17 protein-coding genes are annotated in these 19017 nt (G+C 60.6%); 8 read left to right on the forward strand and 9 right to left on the reverse strand.

Features of this window, described 5'->3' with window-relative positions; all coding sequences use genetic code 11:
* Window positions 1-700: 700 nt before the first annotated feature.
* Entirely contained in the window at window positions 701-2047 is a 1347-nt protein-coding gene (locus AC0L2O_RS19320; protein ID WP_473370809.1) for a glycosyltransferase family 4 protein, read from the reverse strand.
* 258 nt (window positions 2048-2305) lie between these two features.
* Between AC0L2O_RS19320 and gmd the strand changes: the two genes are divergently transcribed.
* The 3 genes from gmd to AC0L2O_RS19335 all read left to right on the forward strand — a co-directional run bounded on the left by gmd (window position 2306) and on the right by AC0L2O_RS19335 (window position 4817).
* Window positions 2306-3373 carry a GDP-mannose 4,6-dehydratase gene (gmd, locus tag AC0L2O_RS19325; RefSeq protein ID WP_473370810.1) on the forward strand — a complete coding sequence of 356 codons (1068 nt, stop codon included), beginning with the start codon at window positions 2306-2308 and terminating at the stop codon, window positions 3371-3373.
* Window positions 3354-4310, forward strand: coding sequence for a GDP-L-fucose synthase (fcl, locus tag AC0L2O_RS19330; RefSeq protein ID WP_473370811.1), 957 nt, complete (start codon window positions 3354-3356; stop codon window positions 4308-4310). Before gmd ends, fcl begins: the two co-directional genes overlap by 20 nt.
* Window positions 4311-4466: 156 nt before the next feature.
* On the forward strand, window positions 4467-4817 hold the full coding sequence (locus tag AC0L2O_RS19335) for a hypothetical protein (RefSeq protein WP_473370812.1): 351 nt from the start codon (window positions 4467-4469) through the stop codon (window positions 4815-4817).
* 155 nt (window positions 4818-4972) lie between these two features.
* Here the strand turns inward: AC0L2O_RS19335 and AC0L2O_RS19340 are convergent, their stop codons facing one another.
* Entirely contained in the window at window positions 4973-5113 is a 141-nt protein-coding gene (locus AC0L2O_RS19340) for a hypothetical protein (protein ID WP_473370813.1), read from the reverse strand.
* 273 nt (window positions 5114-5386) lie between these two features.
* On the opposite strand from AC0L2O_RS19340, the gene tnpA reads away from it, so the two are divergent.
* From tnpA to tnpC, 3 genes are read left to right on the forward strand one after another with little or no spacing between them, the layout of a single operon-like run.
* Window positions 5387-5788: an IS66-like element accessory protein TnpA gene (gene tnpA / locus AC0L2O_RS19345; protein WP_473370814.1), complete on the forward strand. Its 402-nt coding sequence runs from the start codon at window positions 5387-5389 to the stop codon at window positions 5786-5788.
* Window positions 5785-6135, forward strand: a complete 351-nt coding sequence (gene tnpB, locus AC0L2O_RS19350) for an IS66 family insertion sequence element accessory protein TnpB (RefSeq protein ID WP_473370815.1) — start codon at window positions 5785-5787, stop codon at window positions 6133-6135. Before tnpA ends, tnpB begins: the two co-directional genes overlap by 4 nt.
* A gap of 42 nt (window positions 6136-6177) precedes the next feature.
* The gene (gene tnpC / locus AC0L2O_RS19355; protein ID WP_473370816.1) at window positions 6178-7818 is read left to right on the forward strand and encodes an IS66 family transposase; all 1641 of its coding nucleotides are present in this window, start codon (window positions 6178-6180) and stop codon (window positions 7816-7818) included.
* Between the two features lie 35 nt (window positions 7819-7853).
* On the opposite strand, the gene AC0L2O_RS19360 is transcribed toward tnpC, so the two are convergent.
* From AC0L2O_RS19360 to AC0L2O_RS19385, 6 genes are all read right to left on the reverse strand, one after another.
* Window positions 7854-8072 (reverse strand): P63C domain-containing protein, encoded by a 219-nt coding sequence (locus AC0L2O_RS19360; protein ID WP_473370817.1) that lies wholly within the window; start codon window positions 8070-8072, stop codon window positions 7854-7856.
* A gap of 434 nt (window positions 8073-8506) precedes the next feature.
* Window positions 8507-12385: an Ig-like domain-containing protein gene (locus AC0L2O_RS19365; protein WP_473370818.1), complete on the reverse strand. Its 3879-nt coding sequence runs from the start codon at window positions 12383-12385 to the stop codon at window positions 8507-8509.
* 45 nt (window positions 12386-12430) lie between these two features.
* Window positions 12431-12859 carry a hypothetical protein gene (locus AC0L2O_RS19370; protein ID WP_473370819.1) on the reverse strand — a complete coding sequence of 143 codons (429 nt, stop codon included), beginning with the start codon at window positions 12857-12859 and terminating at the stop codon, window positions 12431-12433.
* Window positions 12860-13564: 705 nt separating this feature from the next.
* Complete coding sequence (locus tag AC0L2O_RS19375) at window positions 13565-14194, reverse strand: hypothetical protein (protein ID WP_473370820.1); 630 nt, start codon at window positions 14192-14194, stop codon at window positions 13565-13567.
* Between the two features lie 8 nt (window positions 14195-14202).
* Window positions 14203-15393, reverse strand: coding sequence for an ERF family protein (locus AC0L2O_RS19380; protein ID WP_473370821.1), 1191 nt, complete (start codon window positions 15391-15393; stop codon window positions 14203-14205).
* Window positions 15377-16231 carry a YqaJ viral recombinase family protein gene (locus AC0L2O_RS19385; protein WP_473370822.1) on the reverse strand — a complete coding sequence of 285 codons (855 nt, stop codon included), beginning with the start codon at window positions 16229-16231 and terminating at the stop codon, window positions 15377-15379. Before AC0L2O_RS19385 ends, AC0L2O_RS19380 begins: the two co-directional genes overlap by 17 nt.
* A 382-nt stretch (window positions 16232-16613) precedes the next feature.
* Between AC0L2O_RS19385 and AC0L2O_RS19390 the strand changes: the two genes are divergently transcribed.
* Together AC0L2O_RS19390 and AC0L2O_RS19395 are read left to right on the forward strand one after the other, a co-directional pair.
* Window positions 16614-17150, forward strand: coding sequence for a D-glycero-alpha-D-manno-heptose-1,7-bisphosphate 7-phosphatase (locus AC0L2O_RS19390; protein ID WP_473370823.1), 537 nt, complete (start codon window positions 16614-16616; stop codon window positions 17148-17150).
* Window positions 17151-18153: 1003 nt separating this feature from the next.
* Complete coding sequence (locus AC0L2O_RS19395; RefSeq protein ID WP_473370824.1) at window positions 18154-18291, forward strand: hypothetical protein; 138 nt, start codon at window positions 18154-18156, stop codon at window positions 18289-18291.
* A gap of 52 nt (window positions 18292-18343) precedes the next feature.
* Here the strand turns inward: AC0L2O_RS19395 and AC0L2O_RS19400 are convergent, their stop codons facing one another.
* Window positions 18344-18898, reverse strand: a complete 555-nt coding sequence (locus tag AC0L2O_RS19400) for a MarR family winged helix-turn-helix transcriptional regulator (RefSeq protein ID WP_473370825.1) — start codon at window positions 18896-18898, stop codon at window positions 18344-18346.
* Window positions 18899-19017: the final 119 nt, after the last annotated feature.

The following is a 19017-nucleotide window of genomic DNA, read 5'->3' on the forward strand; positions in this document are numbered from 1 at the left end:
GGCGCTAACCGCTCTAGGCGAACTCGAGCACACAATAGCGCTGCATCTCATAGGATAGTCCGGCGATATTGACGGCGAGGAGCCCTTCGATTGCCGATTTGGGAGCGATGTGCCTGGACTTTTCTTCTGAACTGCCTGATGATGGTGCAGACGGTCTCAATTGGGAGCGGAAGACTTCGATCCGATTCGTATAGGACTTACCGTTTGTGGCTGGTGGCCATCGAAAGGTGCGCGTTCATTGGCCTGGTACCTCCAGCAGGAGCTGCGAGCTGGTGCCGCTTTGACCACATTTCCTTCGCTTTTCCTATGCACTCCGGTGGCCGCCCAAAGCTCCTTCGAAATCGGTAGTCTCCGGCCCGGCCGAAGCAGCATCACGGTAGCGGCGCGGTCCTTCCGAAGACGCTCAGCGAACGGCCGACGCGGGGACTCGGCCGTGACTTTCAGCGCCATCGATTATGCCAATCAAGCCGGGACCGGACCCGACAATTCTGCGGGCTCTCAACCGGACATTAGGCATAGAACATGCCGATGATCCGAACCGAGCAGCGTGCCATCAAAATCGCCGAAGAGAGTAATTCAATACTCTACCGGCACCTGCTTTGTTATCCATCAAGCGAGCTTCTCAAGATCCTCTCCCTCCGATGTTCGCGGAGATCACCTGCGAGCAGCAGGGCGAGGTTGCTCGGTTAATCAAGAACTTTTAATTCGAGCCGCCGTCCTCGCGGAGGCGTCGCACAATTTCCCGGTAACGAAGCGTCGAAGCGTGTTCGCTGTATTTCAGTGCGGCGCCCGCGGCCAAGCGGCCCCGTTCGAGAGTTGCTGTGCGATCAGCAGCCGCTTCGGATATTGCCTGCGCGAGGCTAGTAGAATCCTCTGGAGGCACGACCCAGCCGATTTCCTCCTCTGTCACCGCAATGCCGGCTTCGGAATTCGCCTCCGCTCCGACGATGACGGCTCGGCCGACCGCTAGCAAATTGTAGAGGCGGCTTGGAATCGAAACGCCGGCGACGTTGCGTCGGTAGGGAATGACCCAGGTGTCGGCCATCGACAGAAACTCTGCGAGCTGGTCCTCGGCCACGGGATCGAGCAGGGTGAGATTTCTGAGATGCTCCGAGGCCTGAAGGCTTTTCAGTTCGGTCCAGCCTATTCCCCATCCGGAGAGAACGAAGTGTATGCCCTTGTCGTTCTGCAATAGCCGTGCGGCCTCGAAGACGGTGCGAGGTGCGTGCGTGAAGCCGAGATTGCCGCACAGGCCTACAACGAATTGCGCGGGGCAGGACTTCCTGAAGTGACTTTCGTTATCGGGCTCGCGGAAGCCGATTGGCAGCAATGTCCAATTGGGCACGTAATGGATCTTGTCGGCACTGACTCGCGGGTAACACAACAGAAGAGGGGGCACGTCCCGGCCGATGACGAAGATCGCGCTCAGCGACCTGAACAGCCATGCATTGGCAAGACGCAGGGTGCGCGCAATCAGGGAGCTGCGTTTGGCAAGACCGGCGACCTCGAGCGCTTCCGGATAAAGGTCGTTGATCAGGAGCGCCGTCTTGGCGCGTCGCAGCCTTGCCGCAAGCGTGATTGCATAGGGCAGGGTGAAAGGGTTAGTCACCGACATGACGACGTCGCCCCGGCGTGCTCGACGGTAGACCGCCCAGAACATCCGTATGGCCAGCGCCGAACTCGCGATGAAGCGCTTCCCAAGCGCGCGCTGGGGGGGCTTCCAGTGCGCGACTTCGATCACGACAGGTGTCGCCTGATCTGCCTGTTCCCGGCTCGCAGAAGAGGGCGTTCCGGAAAAGACGACTGCCTTCATATCCAGTGCGATCGCACGCGCAATCGCACCGAGATAGGTTGCGGTTGTGCTTCCATCCGGTGGATAAAATTCCGTCGCAAGAATGAATGTCGGAACCCTCGCCACGGCGTTGCGTGACCGCCAGGATCGGGATAATGAAGCCCAAGAGATTTCCGTGCCGAAAGACGTGGCCCGGTAAGCCCGCGGCGTGGCGCGGCAGTTGGTCGATGATGTGCTTTCACGATTTTGGGACATTCCAGCTTGACCATTGCGTTCTCTTGGGGAGCAAACTGCCGATGCAGTTCGACGAGGCCGTGATCTCCAGTATCATGTTTAGGAAGTGCCATCCATTGGGGACGGGTATTGCGGTCCTCCTCCAGGCTAGTCAAGAGCAGGGGTGTCTAAGCAACGAATTGGGGTTGACCGCGAATGGCCGCATGTCCAAGAGAGAGGCTGGAGAATACGCTTCCTCGGCGGCCATCTCTTTCAATTGCTGCGGGAACAAGGCAGGCCATGACCAAAAGGGTTGCTCTGATCACCGGTGTGACCGGCCAGGACGGGGCCTATCTTGCCGAATATCTGCTGTCGCTCGGCTATGTCGTGCACGGCATCAAACGGCGTTCGTCCTCGTTCAACACAGCCCGCGTCGACCATCTGTACCAGGACCCTCATCTTGGCAACGTGCCGTTCCAGATGCACTACGGCGACATGACGGATTCCACCAATCTGATCCGTCTGATGCAGCAGATCCGGCCGACCGAAATCTATAATCTCGCCGCCCAAAGCCACGTCGCCGTCAGCTTTGAGAGCCCTGAATATACGGCTAACGCCGACGGGGTAGGCGTGCTTCGCTTGCTGGAAGCGATCCGCATCCTCGGCATGGAGGAGACGCGGTTCTACCAGGCCTCGACCTCAGAGCTCTACGGCTTGGTGCAGGAGATCCCGCAGAAGGAGACCACGCCGTTTTATCCGCGCTCGCCGTACGGCGTCGCCAAGCTCTACGGCTACTGGATCACCGTGAACTATCGCGAAGCCTATGGCATGTTCGCCTCGAACGGCATCCTGTTCAACCATGAGAGCCCGATCCGCGGCGAGACGTTCGTGACCCGTAAGATTACGCGTGGCGTCGCCCGCATCGAGGTCGGGCTGGAAGAGACGCTCTATCTCGGCAATCTCGAGGCCAAGCGCGACTGGGGCCACGCCAGGGATTACGTCGAGGGCATGCACAAGATCCTACAAGCGGACAAGCCGGACGATTTCGTGCTCGCCACTGGCGAGATGCGCTCGGTCCGCGAGATGGTCGAGCTGTCGTTTGCGCAAGTCGGCCGCCGCATCGCATGGCACGGCCAGGGCGTCGACGAGACGGGTGTCGATGCCAAGAGTGGCAAGACGGTTGTGAAGATTGACCCGACCTATTTCCGCCCGACCGAGGTCGATCTCCTCGTCGGCGATGCTAGCAAGGCGCGCGAGGTGCTCGGCTGGACGCCGAAGCGGACCTTTGCGGAACTGGTCGCGGAGATGGTGGCCAGCGATCTGGCTGAGGTCAAACGGGACGTCGCAAATGGCAAACGCTCCGTTTGAGCTGAAAGGCAAGAGCGTCTACGTCGCCGGCCATCGCGGCATGGTCGGCAGCGCACTGGTGCGCCGGCTCGCGCGGGAGGACGTCAAGCTGGTCACGGTGGACCGGCGCGAGGTCGATCTCTGCGACCAGGCCGCGGTGTTCGACTGGTTCGCGAAGGCGCGGCCGCAGGTCGTCTTTCTCGCGGCTGCCAAGGTTGGCGGCATCGTCGCCAACGACACGCTGCGGGCCGAGTTCATCTACGACAACATCGCGATCGCGGCCAATGTGATTCACGCCGCGCATCGAAACGGCGCCGAGAAGCTGATGTTCCTGGGCTCGTCCTGCATCTATCCGAAGCATGCCCCTCAGCCCTTGCGTGAAGAGTCCGTCCTGACGGGTCCGCTGGAACCGACCAACGAGCCCTACGCGATTGCCAAGATCGCCGGCCTCAAGATGGCGGAGGCCTATCGCAGCCAGTATGGCAGCGACTTCATCAGCGTGATGCCGACCAATCTCTACGGCCCAGGCGACAATTATCACCCCGAAATGAGCCACGTCGTTGCCGCCCTGATCCGGCGCTTTCACGAGGCCAAGGTGTCGGGCGCAACCAGCGTCGTGGTCTGGGGCACCGGTACGCCGCGCCGAGAATTCCTCTATGTCGACGACATGGCCGATGCCTGCGTGCACCTGATGAAGACCTATTCGGGTCCGGAGCTGATCAACATCGGCACCGGCAAGGACATCGCCATCGCCGAGTTCGCGCGCCTGGTCGCCGAGATCATCGGTTATCGCGGCGAGATCAGCTTCGACACCTCGCGTCCCGACGGCACGCCTCGCAAGCTGCTCGACGTCAGCCGCCTCGACAAGCTCGGCTGGCGCGCGCAGAGTTCCCTTGAGGAAGGTTTGAGGCAAGCCTATCGCCTGTACGAACATCTAGACAGTTGCGCGCCCCAGTGATGTCGCTCGAATTGCGTCAGGGAGCGCGTATCTGTTGGAGCTTCTTCATTTCGATTTTGCGAAGATCGGGATGACCAAAAGAGATGCCGCACGTTGAAAGCGTTCGCGCTCTGGGATACGTTCGCGACTCCACCTTCATCAAAGGAACCAGGCGGGATGAGCAGAGATCTGAAAGAATTCCGGAGAATGCACCGGATCTGCTTGGATCAGGCGCTAGCCGCACCCACGGAAATTGAGCGGGCCGCGTTTTTGAAGGTTGCTGAAGATTGTCGGCAAGCTGCTGAGAATTTGGCGGCGGTCGGTCGGCCGGGTCGGTGGGAGAAGGCACGCGAATTGTTTGGTTGGGTGATGGCAGATCGCGGGCTGCACTCGCAGCAGGTTGTTCAGGAGGATCGACCAGCCATCGCTGCTCGTCTCCACCAACCCTTTGAATCTGCGGGTCTCTTGCTCACGGCTGTCTTAGTCCTTACCGCCGGCTTGTATGTCGCAATCTTCGTTCCCTGGTGAGTGCGAACTAGTGTTTGGTGCGGGCGAATGTGCTTGCCCCTTTTAGCTTCGGCGCCTATCAACTCGTGATCGCAGTATTGTGCCAGTCAAGCACCCGAGTAAAGTGATTGCGTCATGTAGGCTGCTGAACTCTTTGACGTGTTGATGCTGATCCATCAAGACGCGAACGGAATCCGAGATGCTGAAGCGTCCGCACAGGCGCAGGCAGCTTTGAGGACCAGTTCTGCTTTCCTGAGCTTGATGTGCATCTCGCCGAACAACGCCTTGATGGCGCTGTCTCTTGCTTCAATATCCATCACAGCGACCTCATCAACGGGCTTTTTGGATGCGGCAAGGCGAACTCGGAGCGATCTTGCCGGCCCAGCCGCCGATGGGTAGCCGTTCGCTCCCCGAAAATTTCTCTTAATCCAGTTTGGCTTTGAAGTCGTGCCAACCGCTGCTGAGCTTCATAGTGGCGACCACCGCGCCAAGATGCTCGTGCGATGTAAGCCTCCGGTGGAGGCCGCCTTCCCGGATCGGGTTCGAGCGTGAGATGATTTGCTCATTAATTCGCAAGCAAATGAGCAAACGTGACGACGGTTACGGTTCTGTCCGGTCCAGAGCGGCGGCGGCGGTGGACGAGCGCCGAGAAGCTTCGGATCGTTGAGGAGAGTCTGGCGCCTGGAGCCAGTGTTGTCGAGGTTGCTCGGCGACATGACGTTCACCGCAATCTGGTTACGGCCTGGCGGCGGCAGGCGCGCACAGGCGTCCTCGCTTGCGGGCCCGAGCCGATGCAGCGGCAGGATGGCGAAGTCCGTTTTGCGGCAGTCTCCATTGCGCCCGACCGGCAATCGTTGACGGGTCCCTCCGGAAGCTGCGGTACGATCGAGATTGAGTTCTCGGCCGGGGCTCGGATGCGGATCACGGGCGCGGTTGACGTGGCGACGCTGAGCGCAGTCGTGGCAGCGCTGACTGATGGACGGCCACGATGATCCCGTTGCCGGCCGGCGTGCGGGTATGGCTCGCGACCGGCCATACCGACATGCGGAAGGGCTTTCCGTCGCTGGCGTTGCAGGTTCAGGAAATCTTGCATCGCGATCCGCTTGGCGGTCACCTGTTTTGCTTCCGCGGCGCACGCCGGGGCAATCTTTTGAAGGTGATCTGGCATGACGGCCAGGGCGCCTGCCTGTTCACGAAGCGCTTGGAGCGGGGGCGCTTCATCTGGCCGAGCCCCGCGGAGGGTGTGGTGACGATCTCGTCGGCGCAGCTCGGCTATCTTTTGTCCGGGATCGACTGGCGGCACCCACAAGAGACGTGGCGGCCGACATCGGTCGGATGAGGCTTTGAGCTTGCGGATCGTGGATGTGATTCCATCATCGTCGTGACCACATCTGAATCGCTCCCCACCGATCTTGCCGCCGCGCATGCGATGATCCTCGCGGAGCGCGCCGCGCGTCTTCAAGCGGAAGCGGTCGCGGCGAGCGCCAAAGCGGAAGCTGCCGACGCGAAGGCGGCTGAGGCCCTGATCAGTTACCTCAAGCTCGAGATCGAGAAGCTGCGTCGCCAGATTTATGGCAGCCGCTCGGAGCGCAAGGCACGGCTCCTGGAACAGATGGAGCTTGAGCTCGAAGAGTTGGAAGCAACCGCGACCGAAGACGAACTCGCAGCGGAGAGGGCGGCGGCCAAGACGCAGACCGTACAATCCTTCGAGCGTAAGCGCCCGTCGCGCAAACCGTTCCCCGATCATCTGCCGCGCGAGCGGGTCGTGGTCGCCGCACCGGAGAGCTGCCCCTGTTGCGGCTCATCGAAGCTGTCAAAGCTGGGCGAGGACATCACCGAGACGCTGGAGGTCATTCCCCGGCAATGGAAGGTGATCCAGACGGTGCGGGAGAAGTTCTCGTGCCGGAACTGCGAGACGATCACCCAGCCGCCAGCGCCCTTCCACGTGACGCCGCGCGGCTTTGCCGGGCCGAACCTGCTGGCAATGATCCTGTTCGAGAAGTTCGGCCAGCATCAGCCCTTGAACCGGCAGAGCGAGCGCTACGCCCGAGAGGGCATCGATCTGAGCCTGTCGACAATGGCCGACCAGGTCGGCGCCTGTGCGACGGCCCTGCATCCGCTTTATGGGTTGATCGAGCGCCACGTCCTGACCGCCGAGCGGTTGCACGGCGATGACACCACGGTGCCGATCCTGGCCAAGGGCCAGACGGTGAAGGGGCATATCTGGACCTATGTCCGCGACGACCGGCCGTTTGGTGGCCGGGCGCCGCCAGCGGCGCTCTATTATGCCTCACGCGACCGACGGCAAGAGCATCCCACACGGCATCTCCAAAGCTTCACCGGCATCCTGCAGGCCGACGCCTATAGCGGCTATAATGAGCTGTATGACGCTTCGCGCGCGCAAGGGCCGATCACGCCCGCACACTGTTGGGCCCATGCCAGGCGGCAGTTCTTCGAGCTGGCGGATATCGCCGCCATGCAAGGCGAGACAGGAACGCCGCGGCGATCTCGCCGATTGCCCTGGAGGCGGTCAAGCGCATCGATGCGCTGTTCGATATTGAGCGTGCGCATCAACGGCCAAAGTGCCGAAGAGCGGCTGTGGGTGCGCAACGAACAAAGCGCCCCGCTTGTGATTGCATTGGAAGCATGGCTGCGCGATCAGCGTGCCAGGCTGTCGAACTCCTCATCGGTCGCCAAGCCAATCGATTACATGCTGCGCCGCTGGGACCGGTTCGCCCGCTTCGTCGACAACGGACGGATCTGCCTGACAAACAATGCGGCGGAGCGCGCGCTGCGCGGCTTTGCCCTCGGCCGCAAGTCCTGGCTCTTCGCCGGCTCCGAACGCGGTGCCGACCGTGCCGCCGTCATGGCGACGCTGATCATGACGGCAAAGCTCAATGACCTCGATCCGCAAGCCTGGCTGGCGGACGTCCTGGCCCGCATCGCCAGCACCCGGCAAGGTCGGCTCAATGAGCTGCTGCCTTGGGAATGGAAGAGAACCCCCGTTCAGTCTGCGGCCTGATCGGGCCACCGCGCCACGCGATCTTCCCGCGGCCCTCACCGGACGGTTACCGTGCGATTTGGGTATGCGCGGTTGTTTGTGAGCCACTGAAAATGCTTGTGCTTCCGACGGCCGCCCTCTTGGCTTGGGTTAGTCTTCTTAAGCTCCTCCAGAAGGCACGGGGCCCGGATGCCAACGCGAGCGAAGCGGCGAAGCTCTACCGCGATCAGGTTGCGATGCAGGCGACGGCTTAGCGCCAGTGCAGCGGACTGCACGTCGAAACCACGCTGGGTTGCCGCCTATGGCCGCCCTGCGGATGCCGTCCGCCAATCCGCATTTTGAGGAGCTGGCTCATGCTCGCTAAGTTGAAAATGCCACGAAGCCGCCGGCTGATCTTCCACCGGCCGGACCACCCCATTTTGAGAGACGACAATGAGCAAAGCGGTATCTATCGCGAGGCCACGGGCGCGCGTGTCCCGGATCCTTCCAAAACTCGCATTGTGATAGTTCATATAATCATCCCAGCGCGCGGCGTTCTGCGCAAACTGCGGGGGCGCGCTATAAGTGCGGCGACAATAGATACGGCATCCCGCTTTAGCGCGGCCGACTTTTCTTTTGAGCGCCTCGGTCGGCATCTGTCACTTACACTGCCCATTCGGTGGACTTTGATCGGATCCCGGCCGCACCTTTGACCGCCGAGAAGCTTGCTTTACACAATGTGCCAGTCGTTGGGGACTAAGTTCGCACCAACGGTTTGATGCGCTGCCCCAATCTGCCCATTATCCCAGATTGAAACCGCCCCATTGTCGTTGTGCCAGAGGATGTCGCTGTGGCCATTGCCGTTGAAGTCGCCAGTGCCGGCGATATGCCAGCTATTGGGGACGACGCCCGCTCCAGCAATGATATGAGCCTTGTTGATGTCGCCGTTGTCCCAGATCGACACTGCGCCATTGTCGTTGCGCCAAAGGACGTCGCTCTGGCCATTGCCGTCGAAGTCGCCGGTGCTGGCGATATGCCAGCTATTTGGGACTACGCCCGCTCCGGCAAGGATATGAGCCTTGTTGATATCGCCGTTGTCCCAAATCGAAACTGCGCCATTGTCGTTGCGCCAGAGGATGTCGCTCTGGCCATTGCCGTCGAAGTCGCCCGTATCGGCGATATGCCAACTATTGGGAACCACGCCCGCTCCGGCAATGATATGAGCCTTGGCGATATTACCGTTATCCCAAATCGAAACTGCGCCGTTGTCGTTGCGCCAGAGGACGTCGCTCTGACCGTTACCGTCGAAGTCGCCGGTGCCGGCGATATGCCAACTATTGGGAACGACGCCCGCTCCGGCAATGATGTGAGCCTTGGTGATATCACCGTTGTCCCAGATGGATACTGCGCCATTGTCGTTGCGCCAGAGGATGTCGCTCTGGCCATTGCCGTCGAAGTCGCCGGTCTCGGCGATATGCCAGCTATCGGGCACGACGCCAGGTCCTGCAATGATATGAGCCCCGTTGATGTCGCCATTATCCCAGATCGACACCGCGCCGTTGTCCTCGTGCCAGAGAACGTCACTACGGCCATTACCGTCAAAATCCGAACTGGCGACCAGGTCGAGCGTGGTCACCTTAAGGGGGATCGAGGCGGTGCCGGTGTTCCCCGCGGCATCGCTCGCCTTTGCGGTGATATTGTGCGTCCCCTCAGCTAGCGCCGACGTCGCAATACTGAAGGCGCCGGTCGCCAGGTCCGCAGTTCCCGTGCCGAGCACCGTAATGCCGTTGGTATCATACAGCGTCACCGTGCTGCCGTGCTCGGCCGTGCCGTCAATCTTGACCTGTGCAAAGCTGGTGATGCCATCGCCGATCGCACCGCTGTCCGTCGTCGCGTCGAGCGACAGGCCGGTCGGCCGAACCGGCGCAGTGGTGTCCTCTGTCACGGCAAGGACCGCTGACGCCGTGCCGGTATTCCCTGCCGCATCGGTCGCTTTCGCGGTGATGTCGTGCGTCCCCTGCGCCAGCGCCGATGTCGCGATACTGAACGCGCCAGTCGTCAGGTCCGCAGTGCCCGTGCCAAGCACTGTGGTGCCGTTGCTATCATACAGCGTCACTGTGCTGCCGTGCTCGGCCGTGCCGTCGATCTTGACGTGCGCGACGTTGGTGATGCGATCGCCGATCGTACCGCTGTCTGTCGTCGCGTCGAGAGACAGCCCGGCCGGCGGGAGCGGCGCCGTGGTGTCCTCCGTCACGGCCAGGGCGGCAGACGGAGTGCTCGTATTCCCCCACGCATCGGTCGCTTTCGCGGTGATATTGTGCGTCCCCCCGGCTAGCGCCGATGTCGCAATACTGAACGCACCAGTCGCCAGGTCCGCCGTGCCCGTGCCAAGCACGGTCGCGCCATTGCTATCATACAGCGTCACCGTGCTGCCGTGCTCGGCCGTGCCGTCGATCTTGACGTGCGCAAAGCTGGTGATGCCATCGCCGACCGTACCGCTGTCCGTCGTCGCGTCGAGCGACAGGCCGGTCGGCGGGGCGGGCGCCGTCGTGTCCGGATGGACACTGACCTGAGCTACCGCCGTTTGCCACCATCCGTTGGCGATATATTCATTCGATATCCAGAACCCGTTCGGGTTGTTCGGATCGGCGATTGCGGTCGAATAGGTGCCCCAGCGCTGGTCGTTCAGAGCACCGGAATCGAAAAACGCACTGCTCGCCTGGTAAAGCGTCGGCGCGGTGAAGGCGGAAGCGCCGGCGCCGAGCACGGTATAATAGTCGGAAGGGTACATGTTCGGCCCGGAGGCCGAAAAATTGATGAGCACGTCGCCGTTCTGGTCGACTGCGATCGAAGGATCGAACACCGCGACTCCAGTGCCGATGGAGGCGCCGGAAATCACGTTCCCGATGACAAATTGCGGATTCGTGGGATCGGTGACATCGAGCTTGAACCACTCGATTTGCGCGGGCGACCCTGCGCTCGGCTTGGTTTCGCTCACGCCATAGACGTAGTTGTGTCCTCCCGAGGAAGTGTAGGCAAGGCCTTGGATACGCCCGTCGCCAATGTCAAGCGTCTTGGTCGTGCCCAACTGCGCGGCGGTGTAGTTGCTTCCGGCCCCACCGACGTCGGCGTCCTGGAGGAAAAGCGTTTGGGTCCCGCTGAAGCCGTGCGTCGGATCGTAGGTTTGATATGTGAGCGCGGTGTCATTACCGGTCGAATATGCGCTCAAATAGTAGGTCACCCCGTTGCCCCCAGCGACATTACGCATGATGCCGCCGCTCCCTGAGGCGATAGCGCTGGCGTCGGGTGTGATCGCGGCGTTTGCAGCGGCTATGACGCTGCTTTCGTTGACGACGAATTCGCCGTTGCTGTAGGCGCCTCCCGCGTCGGGATATTCGGGCGCGGAGATGTAGATTTTGCCGTTGCTGACCGACAGATAGGGCATGTCCGATTGGGTCGTGCCGCTGTTGGACGTATCGATCGAAGTCAGATACCAGCCGTCGCTCGGATTGCTGTCCACCGACACGGCGATATCGATATTGGTGGCGAAGTTCCCGGTTCCCGGCTGAAAATTGCTCGCGACGACCACAAAGTGGCCGGTCGAACTGTCATAGGCGGCGCGCGCGTCGAGAAGGAGGTTGTCAAGCGTGGCGCCCAGTGGCGAGAACAAGGTGTGCAATGATCCGTTAGATACGATTGGATTGCCGCTGAGATCGGTTATCTCGTAGTGAGTGGTTTCCGCGGTGAGAATGTAATTCGGCCCGACCGCCAACGCGTTTTGGGGCGGAGTGTTGTTCGGATCGGACAATCCGGAAAATGAATGGTCGACCGAGGTGGAGGACGTCGGTGGCGTCGCCGAGTAGAAGTTGAGCGCCGGCACGCCGGCGCTGGCACCGATCGGCGCAGCGCCGTAAAGGCTTTCGATCGTGGCAAGCAAGGAATAGGGACCAGCCGGCGAGTCGTTGACGGCCCCGGCCGGGACGCCCGCGCCGACGACGATCGCCGCAACGTGGTCGGGGTAGGTCACCGCTGGATTAGTGTTGTTTTCGTCGAAGGTGACGATCAGCAGCGAATTGTTGGCCTGCGCCCAGGCAGCGTAGGCGGAAAGATTGGCCTGGACCCAGGCGTCGCCCGCCGGGATCCCGCCGCCATTGTCGCTCGTCGGCGTCATGTTGTCGGCGTCGTTGGGGGCAACAAAGGAGACGGTCGGAAGGTTGGCGAAGCCGGCCGCGGTCTGAGGAAAGGCGCTGAAATCGTGACCGTCATTGGCCGAATTGGCGAAGTGGATCCAAGGTTGGCGTTCGGGGGCCGCCGTCGTTTCGGCGTAACCGCCGAAGGTGTAACCGCTGGCGGCAAGCGTGCTCGCCAACGTCGGGACGCTGGCCGGAAGCTGGGTAATGGCGCCATTGGTGGTGACGCCCTGCGTCGAGCCGGAAAACAGGGCAATGTAATTGGGCTGACTCGGATGGGTCACACCGTAGTCGTTGGTGAGCAGCATACCCTGAGCGATCAGCGAGTTCAGGTAAGGCGCCTGCGGATTACCTACGATGTCGGCGTAGTTCTCGTTTTCCAGGGAAAGGACGACGATGTGGCTCGGAGATGCGGTCATGATCGTCGGTCCTCCATTGCGGTTCGATGCGCGCAACATTTTTCATCAACGTGCGCTGCTCTTTGCATTCGTCTCTCCGCCGAAGCCACGCGGTGGACGGGCGATAACGGGGAGAAGGAGCTGTAACACAGATTGCTGCGTCGGTGATCCGCCGTTCAGATCCGTCCATTCGATCTGCGACCCATCAATCATGGCGACATAGTTTCGACCTACCTTGGCCGCTGTGACCGATGGACCCGACAACTCCGTCTCAATGGTGGACTCAGTGGTCGGCAGCGCCATCACTGCGGCCTGATTTGCAATTCCGCCGCGAGTCCGCGGCGCTTGCACTTTGCTTGCGCGAGAGGAATCCTTCTGACGCGTGGACAGATCGAAGACAGTCGACGCATGGGAGATCACGGTGCTGGTCGGCAGAAGGCTTCGGTTCCAAGCCAGCCACGAAGGGCTCGAAAAAGACCGAATGGGCGTTCGCATGACCTCGCTTCCAACTCTACAAAAAAGCCGCCGTAAGCCTACCTGCAGCCCCGCGCCCGCTTGGCCGATAGCTTCCGGTTTAAGAAGCCAGCCACGATGAGCTTTGGTTGTGACAGAATGCTCGCTGAGAAAGTCGGTCGAAGCAATTAGCCCAAGCGAGGTACTCCCGAAAGCGGCGCGCTCGCGAGCTGCGCGTATTTGATGCACAGCAGTCCGCGGGAACTCCGGGCTGATTCCATCAGGCCCTAGTTTGCTCAGAACAGCGAGACGAACATTGGCGAGCAAACGCTGTTTGCGGAACTGCCAAAAGGATCACTCGATCGCGCCGAGCATGAAGAACAAGGCTGCGTTGGCGGCGTGCTTTTCAGCCGCGACGCAGAGCGCGCCACTCGCGATCACTGAGGGTGCGCTAACGATTGAGAATGCGCCAGCGGCGTTGGCGCGAATTCGGCGGGCCACCACCGGGATGTTCCCGAGCAAGCACGGCCCGGTCTCGCTTGATAGCCACAGGGCGCGAGTCTTGCAGATTAGAGCCGAAGTTAGCCGACCATTTAGCATTACGTTTTTTTACGGATCAGATCCCGAGACTTTGGTATCGAGGCCTCCCGGGTGTGCGGTTGAGTAAACTTGAAGCGCGCGTTGGGCACTTTGAAGTCTACGGCCCCTAGATCGGCTTGATGCGGCCGCAGCCGCCACGAGCTTTGATCATAATTCGGTCTCACCTGCGAGTGGTGAGTGAAGTGCCGGTCGTCGAGTGGCCGCGTTGAACCGGTTCCCGGGGAATATCCCTTCCGGTCGATCTCGTCGAAAATTATTGAGCTCTTTCAGCAACAGAAGGCGTCGAAGCTGAGAGCTATTCAGCAACGCTTCAAAGATAGCGAACGCCTCGCGGGCCTGGACATAGACCTCCATGCTGACGGCGTGTTGATCAAAACCGTACGAAGCGAGCCTTGTTTCGATGTCTGCCGCGGCAATCGGATCAAGCTGCCAGTCCAGGGCATTCTGCAGAGTGTAGAATTCGGCCATGTCTTGCAATTTCGGAGCGATGCCAACCATGTCGATACGTCGAAGCGCCAGCTCTATCGCTTTTTGTCTATAGGTTTTTAGAAGGCGATGTCGAAGTACTCGATAGCGTTGCATCTCCCAAGACAATTCGGCGATGTCGATGGCAAGGAGCCATTCGATAGCTGACCGTGGCTTGATGTCCTGAAAGATTGCGGCTTGAAGCGCATGATAGTGTTCAAGCCTCTCGCCGGGCAGCAGTTGAGGTGCGGGACATAACGCCTCGAACTCGATGGGTACAGCGACGACAGTTTGTGGTTCGCGGCTGTCCAATGACCCATTCATTGACGAGGTGTCCCCGAGCCGTGTAGCGATCGAGGAACTTGATTGATTGTGCTTGCTTGGTCAGTCTCGTGGACCGGACTTGCTTCCCACAGCTCCTTTGCAATCGGCAGAGGCGAGATCTGCATGTCGGCCCACCACGCCTTTTCGTCGCCGTGCCGGTGGAGCGCTTGATGGTGCTTGCGGCACAACGGGACGGTAAACTCGTCGCTGACCTTGCGACCGAGGGCTCGCGCCTGGGCGAACTTGAGATGATGGGCATCCGCGGGGCTCTGCTGGCAGACGAGGCAGGATTGGCTGCGGACGAAAGCAAGATGCGTCTTGCTTCGCTTGCGCGGGGGTCCCTTCGGAAAGGCCACGCCGGCCTGTTGCCGCTCAGGTTGCGAGGACATACCGGCTCCGCCCGCCGCGGCATCGCCGGAGAGCTGATGGTCGGTCAGAGCTAGGCCGGACTGGGAGGCCGGCTGTTGCTCGCCAGCGTTGAGTTCGGCAATGGCCGCTTCCTCGACCCGCTTCTGGTAGGCAGCTTCAAGAATGCGAGCGTCCGCCGAGAGGAGCGTATTCTTTAGGGGCAGGTTGGCTTTGGCCCAGGTGAGCAGGCTGTCGCCGTCTTGTTTGGAGATCAGCTCGCCAAGCAGCCGCTCCAACAGCCCTGCGGAGCGGTCCGGCGGCAGAACCGGCGGCCGGTTCAGCATGTCTCTGGACGGTTTCCCTTTCGGTCTCGGGACGGCTTCTGGTTCGGCAGCCGCGGGAGGCCCGGCAAGCGCATCCGGTGCATCCATGTCGTCCTCTCCCGCGATCCCGACCAGAGCAAACAGGGCGTAGCGCCGGGCATAGGTCAGCGCCGCACCCATCCGGTGCGGCGCTTCGACGTCCTTGCTGGCGCAGACCGGCCAGTCTGAGGAGATCCATTCTCCGGAGGCATGGGCGAGCAGGGTGGTCAGATGGATGTGCCCGGTAGGCTGCTCGACCCGGGTGGTCTGGATCGTTGCGATCTCCTGCTGGCTCAGCGTCTTTCGGACTATGTCCAGCCCAGAGGCTAGGGAAGCGTAGCGAAAGGCCCGGTCGTCCTCGCGCGGGAAGGGGGACCGGATCACGGCGGTCAAGGTTTTCTCCGGGTTCATCAGTTCGGCCTGGGCCCGGGCGAGGGCGGCCGCAATGGTGCCGATGTGCTCACTGGATTCGTGCATGGGGCACCTCCACGGCCTGAGCGTCGAAGCTGACGGCCCCGGACTTCGAGCGCTTGGCCTTGATGCCATGGCCCGTCGCCTCCTTGGCATCCTCCGGTATCAGCTTCTTCAGGTCCGCCTTGGCGGTCTCATGCTCCCCGTGCGCCTCGCGGGTTCGAAGATACGTGGCCGCCAGCTCCGCCCATTGATTGGACGTCGACATATCGACGACCTTCACCGCCTCCAGCCGGGGCCGTGGCGTTTCGATGTTGAGCAGGACGGGCGGCTCGCCGCTCTGAACGCAGCGCCAAAACTTCTTCTCGGCCGTAAGCAGGAGATGTTGGAAGAGCGGATCGGCATGAATCTTGATCTCGACCCATTTGCCGCCGCCGGTGATGATTGAGAGCACCGAGCTGCGCGCCGCCATGACCCACATGTTGTGCTGTAACTGCGCCATGTGCTTGTCGGCCGCCGTTTCCTCCGTAAAAGCCCAAGGCAGCATGAACTTGGCCTCGAACACTTCGCCGGTTTGTTCGACCATGCCGTCGAGGGTCGCTCCCATCCATTTGTGGACGGGATGGCGAACGCGCTTCTGTATGTCCTTGATGGTTTGGCCGGATGACTTCTGGTACCAGGCGCGATTGAGAACCTCGGTCACCGTCCCAAGTTGAACGATCAAGTTGTCTGAGAGGTCTTCCGGTTCGACATCGCCCCGCTTCTCCCGCCAGAGCCGCACGAGGGCATCCTGATCGTCTCCCATGATGGTCCGCGCGTCCGAGCCGCCGATGAAATGACGGCGGTCGTTCGGGTTGAATCTGATGCTGTGATTTGGCGCGCCATTTGTTTGAACCGTTGTCACCGATATCTCCTACGCAAGAACAAGCGGCGTTCTTTCGCCGCACTGCCGCGAGCCCCGCATTGGCGAGGCGAGATACCGGCGCTGAGATCAGCATTCGCACCCGGTCGAATCAGTAACGCTCCAATTGCGGACGAATGCCAGTCCTTTCTGCAGCAAGAATGTTGCTCGTTTTGACGACCGAAGTGGCTCTTATTCTCGAGCGCTTGAGGGAAAAGAGCGAAGCAACTTCGCGATTGCAGCAAGCGACAAAACGAACCCAATCGGGTGAATGAGCAGCCACGCTGTTGAGCAGGGAGTCCTGCCCATGCGGTGTATTGAAAAGAAGCGGTGATTATCGGAAGATGTTGTATGAGCTCGGTCGAATTTGGGGGAAGTAGGACTTATGCGTCCGGCAGTGTTTTTTGATCGTGACGGTGTCCTCAATGAGGACGACGGCTATGCCTCTGATCCGAATAAGATCCGCTGGGTGGAAGGGGCCCAGCAGGCTGTCAAGGCTGTCAATGATGCTGGGTATTTCGCATTTGTTGTGACGAACCAATCAGGAATCGCCAGGGGACTTTATCAGGAGCATCATGTTCGAAGTCTGCATGAATGGATGTCGCATCAACTCGCCATGATTGGCGCGCATATTGATGCTTTCGAATTTTGCCCACACCATCCCGATGCCCTGATTGCGCGATACCGAGTCCTCTGCAGCTGCCGCAAGCCGCAGCCTGGAATGATCAATGCGCTGCTTGCGCGCTATCCGGTGAACATGAGCGATAGCTTCATGATAGGTGACAAGCAGAGCGATCTGGATGCGGCGAAAGCGGCTGGTATTAAGGCCTATCTGTTTGATGGGGATAACCTCCAATCCTTTATCACACCGCTGATGGCACAGCACTGCCATCCTCATCTCACAACGAAAAAGAGTGATTAGCGGAAGCAATAACCAAGGACTGCCACTCCGCCTCTCATCAAGTTTTTTACTCGTTGGCGGAGGGGGATGGCATCGGTGTCTAGCGAAGGCTGTGCCGGAAGATCGAGGAGGCCGCAATCGCATCAAAACGACAAATCGAAGCCAACCGGGCGAACGCCGCGAAGAGCAGAGGCCCTCAGACAAGCGCCGGCAAAGCGAGGTCGAGCCGCAATGCTTATCGACACGGCTTGTCTCGGTGGGATGAAGCTGCTGGTCCGGATTTCGAGGCGCTCAATGCAGCCCTCATGAGGGAATTCAACGGCTCCTCGATGGAGCTGGGGCTGCAAGATCTTGCTCAAGCGAGAAGTCGGCAGGCGCAGATCCGAACTGTTCGGCTAGATCTGATCTTCGCCCTCGTTGAGTGTCCAGAACAAAAGCAGATGAGAGATTTGTTGGCTCTGGAACGCTACGAGAAGGCTGCCCGGTCGAGGCAGCGACGTGGGTTCAAACGCCTCAACAGGGACAACAGATGACCATCCGAGGTGGCAGCGAGCGGTGCATGGATGTTCACTGCGGGTGCGAACAAAGGGCCCAGTCATCGCCCGGTCATCTGCGCTCGTTAGGCTCTCGGTTGCGCGCCGACAGACCGCCGCCTCTGCCCCTTCGGACGGAGTGACATCTTCCGCAGCAACGGGCGGCGGTCTAGTCGAGCTGGCTTGCTGCCGGATCAATCGTTCGACCCGATGGAGCCCGCCCGACATCCTTCGGCGAGCAGATCGTGCGGATACCGAGCCTTGTACCGTAGTGGCTAGTCCCGTCTGATTGAAGCTCGCGAAGAATACAGGTCGACTCTATCTACTAGAATGTGTCGAACATCCACTTCAGGTTTGGGCAGCCCAGCCTGTGATCCCTAACCATGTGCCTCCGGTCGCCTCCTTCCAGAACCCCTCTCGGCAGGTTTGTTCTCGGAGCCTCCTGGGTCGCCCATCGCTCTCAATTCATCGGCTCTGTTCGGGCGGCTCCTATGATGGTACCTTGGCGCATGATGATCGTCAGGGATCCACGAGCCGTATTGACGTTGATGGGCATCTGGGGCTGCTTCGCGCTGATGCTGTGGCTGCTTGCGAAGCTGTGGCCGGTTTTGCTTGTCCTGGGCGGTTGATCTCCTTCGCGGCGCGCCGGACCACGATCACGTGTTTTCGCGCGCACTTCTTTCAGCGATCCCGCATCCGGTCCAGTGCCCGTTGCAATTCGCGGAACGATCGCGGCCCAATGCTTTCCGCTAGTGCCTTCTCGCTTTCGACGATTGCGGGCCGCAAGTGCCCCAAGAGTGCGGCCCCGGTTTCCGTCAAAGAGAGCACATAGTAGCGGCGGTTGACGGCGGAGGCGGAGCGTTGCACCCATCCGCGCCGCTCCAGCTGATCCACCAGCCTGCCGAGCCCTGCGCGCTCAATCGACAACGATTGCGCGATCGCGAGCTGATTGAGGCCCGGATTGGCTTCGATCACCGACAGCGCGAACAATTGCGACGGGCTGATCTCAAAGGCGGCTAGCCGCCGGCTGACATCTTTGAAGATCCAGAGCTGGGCCCGCCGGATGCGATAGATCAGCGAGTGGGACAGATCTGCCGAAACAAGCGGCGGCTGTGGCGGTGCGGGTTTTGCGACTGCCGCAGTTTCAGGCAAGGTGCGCGACGGCTTTGCGATAAGCCGTGTCTGCGACGCTCTTTTGACGCTCCGCTTGCTGCCACCTCCATTCTCTGCCTTCATCCGCACTATCTTTCACGAGCCGGCACGTGTCGACCGTTTGTCCAAGTCGATTGCAGAGCCTACCGCAGCGTACGCGAATCGAGAAGTGAGCGGCGCACCAGGTGTCGAGATTCAAATAT

It is taken from the genome of Bradyrhizobium sp. Kon10 (assembly GCF_055807395.1).